Origin of the sequence: Clostridium sp. YIM B02555, assembly GCF_022320955.1 — a bacterium.
Classification (GTDB): Bacteria; Bacillota; Clostridia; order Clostridiales; family Clostridiaceae; genus Clostridium; species Clostridium saccharoperbutylacetonicum.
Genome location: NZ_JAKJJY010000002.1, coordinates 438,797 through 453,824, shown reverse-complemented (window position 1 = coordinate 453,824; position 15,028 = coordinate 438,797). Strand labels below are relative to the sequence as shown.

The window sequence follows — 15,028 nt, the reverse complement described above, 5'->3', positions numbered from 1 at the left end:
TGGTCTTTCAATTCAATCATCCTCTAACCGATATAGTCTTCTGGTTTATAATTAATATGCACAACAATCAGACATATTATAGAGAGAAAAATTAATCCTAAAATAATTGCATTATAGTTTTCAAAATTATTATCATATATTACATTAAAACTCGAATCTAATATCCACTTTATAGGTGATAAGTTTGAAACTTTACTAATAACTTTTCCTAAACTATCTACAGGAAAAAACATTCCAGAAAGTAGTGATAAAACAGCTCCTATATCTGAAAGTATCATATTAGTAAGCTCCTCTTCCTTTATAATCATACATACTGCACCTCCAATTGTAACTGTAAACAGCAAAAATACCCAAAACAATCCTAGTATATATACAAAATTACTTCCACCAAAATTTACTAGTCCAAAATAATTCATCAATGACATATTTATAGAAACTGTTATTATCATAAATAAATATGAACTTAGTATCTTAGACATGTAAATAGATATTTTTGAAACTGGTGCATAAGCTATCCTTATATTTCCCTGCCTTAACTTCTTTTCCAAAAAAGTGTTTGGAGTTATTGTAATAGACATAATTATTATATATATCATCATAGTAACGCCATAATAATCATAGGAAGTAATTCCCTCTCCTCCATAAAGACTTGAAAATACGAAGCCAAATAACCCCAATAAAAGCCAAGGATAAATAACACATGCCATTACAACAACAGGCGTTGTAATTAAATTTTTAAAATCTTGCTTAATAAGCTTCCAAAAAACCATTTTATTCACCTCTAATCCCTTAAGTTTCTTCCTGTAAGCTTTAGAAATACCATTTCTAAGTTTCCTTCTTCGCTTGTTATATGGCTTATTTTTATATTCCTTTCAATTAAGCCTAAAATAATCTTATCAAGATTTTCTATTTCCTTAATAGTTGTTATACTAAAACAATTCTCTGTAAGTTCAACTTTTTGAATTCCTTCTATTTCATATAAAAAATCAAACTTCATATTATCATTTTTCATAGACGATATTGATATTTTATAAACTCTTGTGTTTCTATAACTTTCCATCAGTTCTGGTATTGTACCTTCTGCTATCTTTTTTCCTTTGTCCATTATTACTACTCTATCGGCTATCTCCTCAACCTCTTCCATATAATGAGTTGTATAAATTATTGTAGTACCAGTATCTCTTAGTTTTTTAATTGATTCTAATATGTGATTTCTTGATTGCGGATCAATTCCTACAGTAGGCTCATCTAATATTAATATCTTTGGCTTATGAGCTATTGCACAAGCAATATTAAGTCTCCTCTTCATCCCTCCTGAAAAGGTTATTGGCTTGCTATTCTTTTTATCCTCTAGCCCAACCATCCTTAAAGCTTCTAATACAGCATCTTTAAGTTCTTTTCCTCTCAACCCATACAAGGATGTAAAAAATTCAATATTTTTATATGCAGATATCTCTTCAAATATGGCAAGTTCCTGCGGCACTATGCCTAGCTGAGCTTTTATCCACCTTTTATTATCCTTTATGTCGCTTCCAAAGAATTTTATTTCGCCATCATCATGCTTTAATATGGTAGAAAGAATATTTATTGTTGTACTTTTTCCTGCCCCATTAGGTCCTAAAAATCCTAGTATCTCTCCTTTAAACAAATTGAACTCTAATCCGTTAACAGCCTTATTCTCCTTATAATATTTTATTAAATTTTTTACTTCTAATATTGTTTCCATTAATCTCACCTCTTAAAACTATATTACTCTCTAGTCCTAGTAGTTGTATTCAACCGAAAGGTTGATTTTAATATATTAAAAATCAGGACTGTCAAATCCTATCAAGTTATTTTTCCAATTTATAATTTCATGCAATAAAAAAATCGCAGGCGACTGTGGAGCCGGAGATTTTTTTTACGCATCTGCCTTTTCGAACGTATGTGAGAAAAACTTGGCAGGCGAATATGATTTGTTTTTTATTCTTTTTTTATACACAGCTTATTTAAATAGCTTTTTCATATATTACCCACAGATTTTACTGCATTATAAATTAATAAAGAATAAAAAAAAGCCTTAGATTTCTCTAAAACTATCTGTTCATAAGTTCTATAAAATTATCATGTCCCATTAAAAGTGAAAAATAAATGCTGAAAACTGCTAGAAACGAGTTTGCCATCGGTACAATACTTAAGATCACCAGGCTCATAATTACTTGCCAACAAAATTTATTATGTTTAAAGTCTATATTTTTCCTATTTATTAATACTCTAATTAGAAATAATAACAAAAATATGTAACTTAACAATGTTGATACAGAAAATAGAAATAACATATGGAATCAAACTCCTTTGTCATAATATAAATTTATTTGTCTCTACTAAAATTATATACCTATATTTCCTCATTTACCAATTATGAAACTTTTTTATTACATTACCATTATTATCTTTAATCTCCTTAAAATATATTAAAAAAACCCTAAGTATTATTAATATTTAATAATATTTAGGGGTAATAATTTCATAAAATTATCTTTAATGTTATTACATTTTATCAGGAACTTCCATACCTAATAAGTCTAATGCAGTTTCTAAAATATTTACAGTTAAGGCTAATAGGTTAAGCCAGGAAACCTTCTTTTCTTTATCTTCTTCTGTTAATATTCTATTTTCATGATAGAATCTATTGAATAAATTTGATATTTCATAAATAAATTCACATAATCTATTAGGTGATTTATCCTTAAATGTGCTTTCAACAACAGAATTAAATCTTACAAATGCAAGCATTAAATCTCTTTCTACATCAGTAGAGGGAACCTTAATTTCACTTGCAAAATCTCCAAGTTCTTCCTTAGCCTTATTAAGAATAGATTTAATTCTAACTGCAGTATATAAAATATATGGTCCTGTATTTCCTTCAAAAGAAGAAAATTTATCAATATCAAAAATATAATCCTTTGTAGGTATATTTGATAAATCTCCATATTTTAAAGCTGATAAACCAACTATTCTTGCTATCTCATCAACTTCATCTGCTGATATTCTATTATTATCATTAAGTCTTTCTTTAACATTACCTTTTATTATAGAAATAAGATCTTGAAGTCTCATAACTCCACCTTCTCTTGTTTTAAAAGGCTTTCCGTCTTTACCATTCATAGTTCCAAATCCAACAAATTCAAAGTTTAATTCATCAGATACAATTTTAGTCTTTCTAGCACATCTGAAAACCTGTTCAAAATGTAAGCCTTGACGCTTATCAACTACATATATAATTTCCTTTGGATTATAATCTCTAACTCTTTCAATTATAGTTGCTAAATCAGTTGTTCCATAAAGTGATGCCCCATCTGACTTTTGTATTATAATTGGAGGCATTGGTTTCTTGTCTGTTTCCTCTTCTACTTCTATTACAAGAGCACCTTCACTTACATGAGTATAATTATTATCGTTGAAATATTTGATCATATCTTCTATATAAGGGTTTGCATCACTTTCACCCTTCCATAAATCAAACTCAACGTTAAGAGCTGCATAATTCCTTTTTAAATCAGAAACTGAAACATTAATTATATGCTTCCAAAGAGCTATATACCCTTTTTTTCCTTCTTGAAGTTCTGCTGTCGCCTTTTTAGCTAAAGCCATTGCTTCTTCATCACTCTTCGCAAGCTTACTTGCAGCTGGATAAATATCCTCAAGCTCATCAATTGTAAATGGTGCCACTTCTGGATATTCTCCAGTAAAGTTTTCATCAAAATATGGAAGCTCTGGATGTCTTCTTTGAACTTCTGTAATAACCATACCTATTTGAAGGCCCCAGTCTCCTAAATGAACATCGCCTATTACTGAGTGACCTAAATATCTTCCAATTCTCTTTATTGATTCCCCAATGATAGCCGAACGTAAATGTCCAACGTGTAATGGTTTAGCAATATTAGCTCCGCCGTAATCCACTACTATAGTCATAGGTTTTTCAGCAACTGTACATCCAAACTTCTCATCTTTGTAGATATCGTTTATGTAGTTAGTTAAGAAGCCATCTTTTATATTTATGTTAATAAAACCAGGTGCAACAGCAGTAATATCTGCAAAAACTTCTTCTTGTTTTAAGACTTCTGCAACTTCATTCGCTATTGCTATTGGTGCTTTCTTATAAACCTTTGCTGCTTTTAATGCACCGTTACATTGATATTGACATAAGTCAGGTCTGTTTGATATTTCTACCTTACCATATTCCTTATCATAACCTAAGCTTTCAAATTTAGCTTGAACTAATTCGGTTAATTGGATAACTAAATTTTTCATTGAAACCTCCTAAAATTATTAATATTTAAGTATTCTCAAAAAATACATTACAATCTTTATTTGTTTTTGAAGATACTAAAAATCAAAAAAGTCTCTTATGGATATAAGAGACAAATAATCTGTTAATAGCTCCCTTTGATTTACAAAAATGAATCTGCAATAATAAATTAATTGTAATGCTAAGAGGCTTTTCTGTCAAGAATTGAACATATTATTCTTACTTTCTGTATATATATTACAATTGTCAATTTATAATCAATATTGATTTCCTATTGAAATCTTTAAGCTTTAGAGAATTAGTTTTACTGTATATAATATTAAAATCACTTTCATTTTTTCTTTAATATTATATAATATTAACATAATGTATTTTTAGGGAGGTTTAGTTTTTTATGAATAATGTTCTAACTGAAGAAAATATTAAAAAGCTAAGAGAAGAGTTAGATTATAGAATGACTGTAAAAAGAGCTGAAATTGCAAAAGAAAAATTGGTAGCTGCAGCACATGGTGATAGATCTGAAAATGCTGAATATAAAGAGGCCTGTAGAAACTACAGGGAAAATGATAATAGAATTCAATATTTATTAACTATGATTTCAACAGCAACCGTAATTGATGATACAGATTTAGATACATCAGTCCTTGGCATTAACAGCAAGGCTAAAATTAGATTTGTAGAAGATGGTGATGAAGCTATTATAAGTCTAGTAACAACTATGGATTTAGATCCTGAAAATATGCTAATAAGCATAGAATCTGATTTAGGAAAAGCTCTATCTGGGAAAAAAGTTGGAGATATTGCCGAAGTCAATGCTCCAGGTGAAAAATACACAGTTGAAATATTAGAAATACTATAATTTTATAATTAAGTTTTATTTTTTGATGCTAATAAAATATCTGTACAAAATTAAAAACAACTAATGATGAGTGAAGAATAATCCCACTCAAGATTATTCTTCACTCATCATTAATTTTCCATGCCTCATTTGATTTCTCCACCGTGAAAAAAGCATTCATATACCTTAGTATCTTCAAAATAGATTTCTTCATATCCTTGAAACCATTCAAATTCACCATTTATAATACAATGATACTTATATTGTCCGTTTTGATAAATAATAGGTCCCCTGTATGGATTTTCTTTAGAAACTAAGCTTAAAGCTTCCTTCAAAAAACTCCCTGAGAATCTCTCATCCAAAACCCTCCCCATATAATTCATTGACCAAAATGGAATTTCATCTTTCCATAAAGCTTCTTCACCTGCGAATTGTTCTCCACCTAAATATGTATCTATATATTTTAAGCTTCCTTCTAAATATTCTAAATCATGTGAATTTGGCCTAGACGGTCTGATTTCTGGACCTTTTCCTGCATATGTTGCCTTTTTAGCTTTACATAAAAAGGTAATTATTTCTTCATTTATTGGCTTCTCTTTATTTTCCTTTATACATAATCGGCAATTTTCTTCATAATCATTAACCAATTTATCAATACTTACTTTAAAAAATTCACTCAGTAAAATTAAGTTTGCAATATCTGGATAAGAGTGTCCAACTTCCCATTTTGCCACTGCTTGTCTTGATATCCCTAAGAATTCTGCTAATTTTTCTTGTGATAATCCTTTTGCTTTTCTAAGTATTTGTAACTGTTCTTGAAAACTCATCTTTTATCCACCCCCATTATGAGTATACTTTGAATATTATCATATTTCTATCAAGCAAATATAACAATCTTGTCAACTAATAGTTGCTTTTTCAAAAATTAAACTCACATTAATGTATTGCTACATCATTGTGAGTCCTATTATTGTTATAATTTATACCTTCACTTATTTTATACAGAAGTATTTAATAGAAGTTATTCGTCTAATTTTAATCAAATAAAGCCCTATTACTCTGATTCATCAGAAAATACTCTTTCAATATGCATAGCAAGATAACCAATCTCTACAGCTTTAAAATCTTTTTTTAATCCACTGCCTAATTTCTTACATATTCCTTCTGCTATTGCAAATGATCTTGGGAATCTTTCACTTATATAGTCATTCATATCAAGCTTTATTTCTTCACCTTTTAATATTCTTGCAGCCATGTATTTAATATGACTCATAAGACGATTATAAGATAAGGATTCAATATCAATCTTCTTTCCAATACTATCTTCTATGGATGTGATACATGATCTAACAAGAATTGCTATTTCCATTGCCTGCGACACTTTCTCGTTGCCTAAACTTGAATGAATATGGATTGCTATATACCCTATCTCATCTTCATTTATCTCTACACCTACTAGATCTTTTATAATATCTTTCCCTTTGTCGGCCACCTCATATTCTTCTGGAAATAGTGCTTTAATATCTTGTGTGAATGGATTACTAATTTCTTCTTTATTTATTATTCTTTTTACCGCAAATGAAATATGATCAGCAAGAGGAAATAAAATGTTAGCATCAATCTTTTTAAATTTCTTTTCTGCTTCTAAAATGATTGAACTTGCAATTTCTAAGAACTCAGACTCTATATCATTAATTAAATCTTTTAATGGGCCTCTCTCTGTTTGTTGCTGCAAAAGATATATACTTGAATTATCAGGTGCTTCCATACGTTCATTTACTTTTTTACCAAAACCTATGCCTTTTCCAAGCAAAATGTATTCTTTATTAGTATCCATGTTGATTGCAAGCACACCATTATTATTTAGTGCTTTTATCACTCTGAACATCTTATGCCTCCTCCTTATATATTTTATTCTAATATATCAACTGCAATTAAAGCTTCTCCCATTTTTACTTCACCAGTTTTTAATAACCGTACTTTTTGCTTTCTGCTTAATGTAGTACAAATACATGGTGATATAATTGATGGCGCATTGTTTTTTATAAATTCTAAGTCAAAGCTTAATAACTTGTCACCAGCTTTTACTTTATCACCATCTTTTACAAAAGTTTGAAAGCCTTTACCATCAAGTCTTACTGTATCTATTCCAATGTGTATAAGTAATTCAATTCCATCAGCTACGGTTACTCCAACTGCATGCTTTGAAGGGAATACAAAACTTATCATCCCATCTGCTGGCGCTACAACTATACCCTCACTTGGAATAACTACTGCTCCATCTCCCATCATTTTGCTTGCAAAAGCTTCATCCGGTGCCTCAGATAAATCTTTAGCTTCACCTGTTAATGGACTATTTAATATTATTGTATTAATAATTTTTCCTTGAATTTCTTTTTCATCAGCTTTTTCTTTTTCTAATACTGTATCCATTATAACTTCTTCATTTGGAGCTGTAATTAAATACTCCTCTAAATTTGATTTAATAACAGTTACCATTGGTCCATATATAATCTGAACCCCTGTACCTTTATGAACTACCCCTGATGCGCCAGTTTGTTTTAATAATGCCACATCAACCAATTCAGATTTATGTACTGTGCAACGTAATCTAGTAGCACAACAATCAATATCTGAAATGTTCTTTTTTCCACCAAGTGCTCTGCAAACCATGGCTGAAAATACATCTTCAACATTTTCACTTTGAGAATTTTTCTTAGCATTTACATCGCTTCTTGTATACAATTTAACTTCCTCAGCATCCTCACGACCTGGAGTTTTTAAATCAAATTTCTTAATTAGAAATGTAAACAATACATAGTATACCACAAAATATCCAACCCCTACAATAACAACCCATATCCAACTTGTTTTAGCATTTCCTTGTAATATACCAAATAAAAACAAATCAATAAATCCACCTGAAAATGTCATGCCTACGCCAACACCACACATGTGCATTAACATATATGCAGCTCCTGCAAATATACAATGAATTCCATATAATGCTGGTGCAACAAATAAGAATGTAAATTCAATTGGTTCTGTAATCCCAGTAAGCATTGAAGTTAAAGCTGCTGATAATAACAATCCACCAACTACTTTTCTCTTTTCTGGTTTAGCACATTGATACATTGCAAGTGCTGCCCCAGGCAAACCAAATATCATTAGTGGGAACTTACCCGACATAAATCTTGTTGCTGAAACGCTGAAGTGTGTTATTCCTGGAGTTCCAAGCTCTGCAAAGAATATATTTTGCGCACCTTCAATAACTTTACCACCAACTTCTGCTGTCCCACCAACTGCTGTTTGCCAGAATGGTAAATAGAATACATGATGAAGTCCAAAAGGTATTAATAAACGTTCCATTAACCCATAAACCCAAGTTCCAGCATAGCCTGATGCAAGTACTATACTTCCAACTTTATAAATACAACCTTGAACTGGTGGCCAAATATAAAACATTAAAATTCCGACAATTAAATAAACTATAGAACTAATAATAGGTACAAACCTTGTTCCACCAAAGAATGATAATACTTGTGGAAATTTAATTTTATAATACTTGTTATGTAATACAGCAGTTCCAAGCCCTACAATAATACCACCAAAAACACCCATTTGTAATGAAGTAATACCCAGTACTGATACTGTTGCCCCAGTTAACATTGCCTCAGAACCACCATGAATTTTAATCATAGCACCAAGTGACGCATGCATTATGAGAAATGCAATACCAGCAGCTAAAGCTGCAACTTCTTTTTCTTTTTTAGACATACCAATTGCAACGCCTATTGCAAATATTAAAGATAAGTTATTGAATACTATATTTCCTGCATCATTCATTACTAAAAGAAGGGCATTAATAATTGTACCAGGACCTATTAACTCAGTAAGTCCATAGGCATCAAGCATTGTACTATTTGTAAACGACCCACCAATTCCTAAAAAAAGACCTGCCACTGGTAAAATCGCGATTGGAAGCATAAATGCTCTTCCTACACGTTGCAAAACACCAAAAATCTTCTCTTTCATTGTTTTCTCCTTTTTACTTTATTAGGTTTCTTTAACTTAGGGTGTTTTTTCTGCCTTTCGCGCGCAAAAAAGCATCAACCAACATAAACATCCTAAAATATTCACGTATAGTTAATGCCTACCTGTCAGTTACACACTATCTCATTATGAGAAATAATATCATATTTAAAATAATAGGTCAATATTTTTATTCCTATGTATTAATAGCTAATTTCTTGAAAGACTAATAATATACTACAATTTTCAATCAACAATTGTAAGTTAGCGAAATTATTTTGTTAGGAGTGATCATAGTGACCAAAGAAAGGACACCTTACAATCCAACCCCTGGAGATTATGATACAGAAAAGTTAACTGATCTCCATTCCTCAGAAACAAATCCATCTTCTTATGCTAGAAATATAAAACAAAATTCTGAAAATAAAAGTAGTCTTTCCGACTCCACAGAAAGGATACCTACATTATCAAAATATTCTAACATGAATTCTGATAATGATGAAATTGAAAAAAAAGGTGAAATATAAGCTGTTTATAAAATATTATTACTCTGAATTTTTAAAATAAATGTAACAGCTCAAGATAATGCAAAAATATTATCTTGAGCCTTATTTATTTTATTAACCAATAAACACCATTAATTAAAATTCATAAAATATTTCATACTAGTCTTCTTCAATTCCCTAGTACTATATAAAACCTTATAATTTTTCACACCGATATTATCAGCTATTTTTTCTATAATTCTATTACAGCTTTCCCTATCCTTTTCGTGAATCATTGTATATAAATTATAGTCCCATGCTTCAAAGGGTTTTCTCTCATAACAGTGACTTACTTCAGAAATAGATGCCATATATTTTCCGATTCTATCTAAATCCTCACCACTGACCTTCCACACTACCATAGCATTAGCCTTAAAACCTGCTTTTCTATGGTAAATTATAGCTCCTATTCTCTTTAAAATGCCACTATCACTATAAGTTTTCATTTTGCTTAATAGTTCATCTTCATTTATATCAAGTTCTGTTGCCATTTCTCTATATGGATCTGCTGTAATTGAAATATCTTCTTGTAATCTTCGTATTATTTTCTTATCTAAATTATTAAGCATTATTATCATCTCCTTGAAAATTCAAAGCAACTTTTACTTTAAATAATTTAACAGATGGCAAACTTATTATTTGATCTAAAGCCGTTTTTTCTTTTATTTCTTGTAAAATATTATTTAGATTTTCATTTGAATTTGTTATTATTGTAAACCACATGTTATATTCATCTTCTCTTAAATAATTATGGGTTACTTCATAATAATCATTTATACAAGCTGCTACTTCATCAATTCTATTTTCAGGTACTTTAGCTGCACATAAGGTACTTGTATATCCTATTTTTCTAGAATTAAAAATCCCGCCTATTCGTCTTATAATCCCCTGATTTTTCAAATTATTTACACGCTCTAAAACTTCATTTTCTGTAAGTAATAATTTTTCTCCTAATAATTTAAATGGCCTTTTATCTATTGGAATTTCATTTTGCATAAGATTAAGTAATTTTTTATCTATTGTATCCATAGAAATCCTCCATACCATAAATGAATTTTAATTGTTAAAAATACATATTCTATCTGAAGACATATAGTCACCGTCGTTATAATATGCTGCTCTTGCTCTGCAGCCTCCACAATTCTTTTTAGCTTTACAACTATTGCAAATTCCTTTATAATCTTGAGTTCTTAGATTATTAAACAGCTCATTGCTCTTCCATATTTCATCAAAAGGCACTTCTTTAACATTACCAGCTACTTCTGGTAAATAAGCACAAGCTTGGACATCCCCTCTTGGATTAATAATACAATAATGCAATCCTGCTATACATCCTCTTTTAAATCTAATATCCATCCCAAGTTTTTCAGCAATTCTTACAAATTGAGGTGCACAGGTTGGTTTAATTTCTATATCTACTTCCTTTTGCTTTTTCATTATTGCTGTTAATAATTCTTCATATTCTTTTGAAGTTAATAGTTCATCTTCTATATTTTTTCCTCTTCCTGTAGGAACAAGGAAGAATATGTGATGAGCTGCTGCACCCATTGCAACTGAAAAATCTGTTAGACTTGTTATCTCATCTTTATTCCAATCCATAACTGTTGTATGTACTTGAAATCTAATTCCTAAATCTCTACAATTTTTCATAGCATAAATAGTGTCTTTAAATGCTGAATCGCTCCCTCTAAAATGATTATGTTTTTCCGAACTTAGACTATCTAGACTTATTCCTATTGCAGAAATTCCTGAATCTTTCAGCTTTTGTGCCATTTCGATTGTTATTAGAGTTCCGTTGGTTCCAAGTACAGGGCGAAGTCCAGCCTTAGCTGCATGACTTATTAACTCAAAAATATCTTCTCTCATTAATGGCTCTCCACCTGAGAAAATCATTATTTTAAAATTAGCTTTTGCAATTTCATCTATAAGTTTTTTTGCCTCTTCTGTAGTTAATTCTCCTTGACTCTCCTTACCTGAATCTCTATAGCAATGGCTGCATTTCAAATTACATTTATTTGTAGTATTCCACGATATTATCATTTTTCTCACTCACCTTTACTCAAGCTTCTCTTAATCAAAAATCATTAATCATATATTAGCAGCCAGAATGAATTTCTTCATCTGTAAGATAACATGCAGGATCTTCTGCCCAAAAATCATTATGTACAGCTTCTGCCCTTGTTCTAAAATTTCCATTACAAACATTTAGCCACTTACAATTAGAACATCTTCCTTTTAGTAATTCCTTTCTATTTCTTAGTCCATTAAGTATTTCATTATTTGAATTTCTCCATATCTCCCCAAACTTCTCTTCTTTAACATTTCCAAAAGTATACTGCCAGGTAAATTGATCTGGATGAACATTCCCATAAAAATCTACATTAGCGAAAGCCATTCCTGACCTATTTCCACCATTTGTTTTTAAGAGTCTTAATATATTCTCACTTTTATCTTTATATTTTTCTAAGGAGCTCAAATATGTATACACTGCATCTGCATGATTATCTACAGTAAGAATCTCAACACTTGGTCCAAACTCTATAGCCTTACTTATAATTAAATCCAAAACCTCTCTTGTTTCTTCCTTTGAAATATCTTCTTCCACCATCTTGCTTCCTCTTCCTGAATAAACCAAATGATAAAAACATACCCTAGGGATTTTTTCTTCTTTTATTAATCTAAATATATCTTCTAATTCCTTATAATTATTTTTATTTATGGTAAATCTAAGCCCTACTTTTTGTCCTACTTCAATACAATTTCTAATTCCTCTTAAAGAACTTTCAAATGCTCCATTGACTCCTCTAAATTTATCATGATTTGAGCCAATACCATCAAGACTCACACCTACATAACCTAAATTTATTTTCTTTAAATCTTTACAAATATCTTTATCTAAAAGAGTACCATTAGTTGATATGGTGCTTCTTATTTTTCTATTACTTGCATGTTCAATAATATCAAGAATATTTTCCTTCATTAAAGGTTCTCCACCTGAAAACAACAATGCTGGTACATTAAATTCTTTTAAATCATCAATAAATTTCTTTGATTCCTCTAAAGTTAATTCACCTTCATATATCTTACTGTCTGAACTTGCATAACAATGCTTACATTTCAAATTACAAGTCTTTGTACAATTCCAAGCAACTACTGGTCCTCTTCCTGGGCTTACTCCATACTTCTCTAATGAAGCTCCTTCCACATACCTTAAACTATCTCCATAGTTATTAGAATCACATAAAAGCTTAGTTATACTTATCATGTTTTCTCATCCCCCTCTTAATGTCATATCTTATTATCAATAACTTTTCTTTTTTCATAATTGTTATATTTTGATTATACACTAAAAAGGTACAGATTGTTATATTTACTAATTATTTTAGTTGTATATTCTATGATATTAAGGCTTTGTATTTTTCTGAAGGAGTTAGATAATATTAGATAATAGATTACTTCATAAAAAATATTATAGTTTGTTTTAATAACAATGAAAATTTTTTTATTTTAGATAAAGTAAAATTTAATACTTTCATCGACTTAACTACGTTATTAAAATAGTAAGATTATTTTTTGAAGTATTGCACAAAAAAGAAGACTCAAAACTTAGCATAGCTTTGAATCTTCTTTTTTTGTAATTTTTAATCATATAGATATCCAATTTAATAATCAAGCTTATAAGTGGAATATACATGTATGATTGAGAAATTATAATAGTAACACTACACTAGAAATTAGATACATTTTTCTGGAAGCAGGCATGTGAAATTGAGCTGATGATGGTTCTTAATGGGGGCTTGTTTTATTTACAGTTTGTCCAGATTTTACATCTGGAACACACTGAAATGACGACAAGCCGCCATTTAGAACCTTTCAGCGAAAATTTCACTAGTCCTGTGGAAGATAAATGTATCTGATTTCGGTAATTGTTGCATAAGTATAATTCTTGCATTGGATATCTATATATAATCTTATTTAACTTGAAGTAAAGCTCCTTTAAAGCCATTAGATAATGGGTTTAAATAATATGATTTCCCATTAGCGGAGCTCTTTATCCAGCCTACCTGCATAACTCCATTTTCATTCATGTAGTACCATCTACCACCTATGTTTTGCCATCCAGTTTGCTTTGACCCATCTGGTCCTATATAGAACCAGTCTGCTCCTATTTGCTGCCAACCTTCACCTAGTGATGTATTAAGACCGCTTGTACTACTTGTAGTTGATGATGAGTTTGTATTACTTGTACTAGACTCTCTAGTAATATTTAAAGTATATTCTCTTTCATTACTATCATCATCTTTAATCTTTACATCAATCGTATTTTTACCTTCCGATAATGAAACCTTATCTGTCCAATCATCGCTGTCATCATCTACTTTATCTCCATTAATTCTAACAGTGTAATCTGAATCAGTTGGTTTTGCACGTACTTTAACACGATCTACTTTATTTTTAACAGTTATATCAAATGATGATTTCTTCTTATCAAAATTAAAATCAATATCATCATTATTATATGATAAAGTTAATTCATCTAAATAAATATCATCATTATTGTTGTCATTATTATCACTATCTTCTTGTTCTATCTTTAGGTTATATGTTTCTTTAAGATCAGACCCTTTATATGCTTTAAGTTTAAGAGTCATATTTCCTGAAATTTTAACATACTCATCTTGATCAATTTCAGTATCACTTTTGTATATTTTTACTTTATCACAATCGGTTCCTAGATCAATATCAGTAACTTTAATTTTGCTAACATTACTATTGACCTTAGCATATAAAGTTGTAGGAGCTTTTCCATCTATTTTACTCAACTTATACTTGCTATTATAACTGCTTTTTGAATATACATATACATTATCATCTTTATTAGTTTCTAATTTCACATCAGTAATATATCCTGAAGAATCTGCTGCATATGCTGTTTTTATCCCTAAATTCAAAACATTTGGTGCTGCAGTAGTTACCAAACTAAACGCTAAAGCAAATGATATTATTTTTTTAATACTTTTCCTATTCATTATCATCCCTACCTTATAATTACTAATTATTTTTATCTTTGAAATTGTAGTTTATTAAATAAGCATCCATAAATTCTGTATAATATATTCATTTTACAAAATTTACTATTTAATTATACTAAAAAATATTCAATCTAAACTTAAATCAACCTTAAATTTTAATATTATTTCTAATAATATTTTTTAAGATTTTAAATTTATCTAATTATAATACAATTCAAATTAGTAAAGTGTTGCAAAAAAATAAAAAAATAACTGTCACATTAAACAAGGTGATCTCTGTTTAGTGTAA

General features: G+C 29.7%; 13 protein-coding genes. 2 read left to right on the top strand and 11 right to left on the bottom strand.

Annotated elements, in window-relative coordinates; translation table 11 throughout:
- Positions 1 to 23: 23 nt before the first annotated feature.
- From L3B98_RS05305 to argS, 3 genes are all read right to left on the bottom strand, one after another.
- A complete protein-coding gene (locus tag L3B98_RS05305) occupies positions 24 to 770 on the bottom strand; it encodes an ABC transporter permease (RefSeq protein ID WP_238915884.1) in 747 nt (248 codons plus the stop codon).
- An 11-nt stretch (positions 771 to 781) separates the two neighbouring features.
- A complete protein-coding gene (locus L3B98_RS05300) occupies positions 782 to 1,726 on the bottom strand; it encodes an ABC transporter ATP-binding protein (protein ID WP_015394780.1) in 945 nt (314 codons plus the stop codon).
- 803 nt (positions 1,727 to 2,529) lie between these two features.
- Positions 2,530 to 4,293 carry an arginine--tRNA ligase gene (argS, locus tag L3B98_RS05295; RefSeq protein WP_238915883.1) on the bottom strand — a complete coding sequence of 588 codons (1,764 nt, stop codon included), beginning with the start codon at positions 4,291 to 4,293 and terminating at the stop codon, positions 2,530 to 2,532.
- 392 nt (positions 4,294 to 4,685) lie between these two features.
- Here argS and greA point away from each other — a divergent pair, with 392 nt between their 5' ends.
- Complete coding sequence (gene greA / locus L3B98_RS05290; protein WP_015394783.1) at positions 4,686 to 5,150, top strand: transcription elongation factor GreA; 465 nt, start codon at positions 4,686 to 4,688, stop codon at positions 5,148 to 5,150.
- Positions 5,151 to 5,275: 125 nt separating this feature from the next.
- Here greA and L3B98_RS05285 read toward each other — a convergent pair whose 3' ends face one another.
- From L3B98_RS05285 to L3B98_RS05275, 3 genes are all read right to left on the bottom strand, one after another.
- Positions 5,276 to 5,956 carry a DUF5680 domain-containing protein gene (locus L3B98_RS05285; RefSeq protein ID WP_238915882.1) on the bottom strand — a complete coding sequence of 227 codons (681 nt, stop codon included), beginning with the start codon at positions 5,954 to 5,956 and terminating at the stop codon, positions 5,276 to 5,278.
- Positions 5,957 to 6,183: 227 nt separating this feature from the next.
- A complete protein-coding gene (locus L3B98_RS05280; protein WP_238915881.1) occupies positions 6,184 to 7,017 on the bottom strand; it encodes a PRD domain-containing protein in 834 nt (277 codons plus the stop codon).
- 23 nt (positions 7,018 to 7,040) lie between these two features.
- A complete protein-coding gene (locus L3B98_RS05275) occupies positions 7,041 to 9,164 on the bottom strand; it encodes a PTS transporter subunit IIABC (protein WP_238915880.1) in 2,124 nt (707 codons plus the stop codon).
- A gap of 293 nt (positions 9,165 to 9,457) precedes the next feature.
- Between L3B98_RS05275 and L3B98_RS05270 the strand changes: the two genes are divergently transcribed.
- Positions 9,458 to 9,688 carry a hypothetical protein gene (locus tag L3B98_RS05270; RefSeq protein WP_015394787.1) on the top strand — a complete coding sequence of 77 codons (231 nt, stop codon included), beginning with the start codon at positions 9,458 to 9,460 and terminating at the stop codon, positions 9,686 to 9,688.
- Between the two features lie 110 nt (positions 9,689 to 9,798).
- Here the strand turns inward: L3B98_RS05270 and L3B98_RS05265 are convergent, their stop codons facing one another.
- From L3B98_RS05265 to L3B98_RS05245, 5 genes are all read right to left on the bottom strand, one after another.
- Positions 9,799 to 10,275 (bottom strand): Lrp/AsnC family transcriptional regulator, encoded by a 477-nt coding sequence (locus tag L3B98_RS05265; RefSeq protein ID WP_238915879.1) that lies wholly within the window; start codon positions 10,273 to 10,275, stop codon positions 9,799 to 9,801.
- Positions 10,268 to 10,735, bottom strand: coding sequence for an AsnC family transcriptional regulator (locus tag L3B98_RS05260; protein WP_238915878.1), 468 nt, complete (start codon positions 10,733 to 10,735; stop codon positions 10,268 to 10,270). Before L3B98_RS05260 ends, L3B98_RS05265 begins: the two co-directional genes overlap by 8 nt.
- Before the next feature lie 27 nt (positions 10,736 to 10,762).
- Positions 10,763 to 11,746 (bottom strand): putative heme d1 biosynthesis radical SAM protein NirJ2, encoded by a 984-nt coding sequence (gene nirJ2, locus L3B98_RS05255; protein ID WP_238915877.1) that lies wholly within the window; start codon positions 11,744 to 11,746, stop codon positions 10,763 to 10,765.
- 55 nt (positions 11,747 to 11,801) lie between these two features.
- The gene (gene nirJ1, locus L3B98_RS05250; RefSeq protein WP_238915876.1) at positions 11,802 to 12,971 is read right to left on the bottom strand and encodes a putative heme d1 biosynthesis radical SAM protein NirJ1; all 1,170 of its coding nucleotides are present in this window, start codon (positions 12,969 to 12,971) and stop codon (positions 11,802 to 11,804) included.
- A gap of 706 nt (positions 12,972 to 13,677) precedes the next feature.
- The gene (locus L3B98_RS05245) at positions 13,678 to 14,736 is read right to left on the bottom strand and encodes a cadherin-like beta sandwich domain-containing protein (protein WP_238915875.1); all 1,059 of its coding nucleotides are present in this window, start codon (positions 14,734 to 14,736) and stop codon (positions 13,678 to 13,680) included.
- Between the last annotated feature and the right edge of the window lie 292 nt (positions 14,737 to 15,028).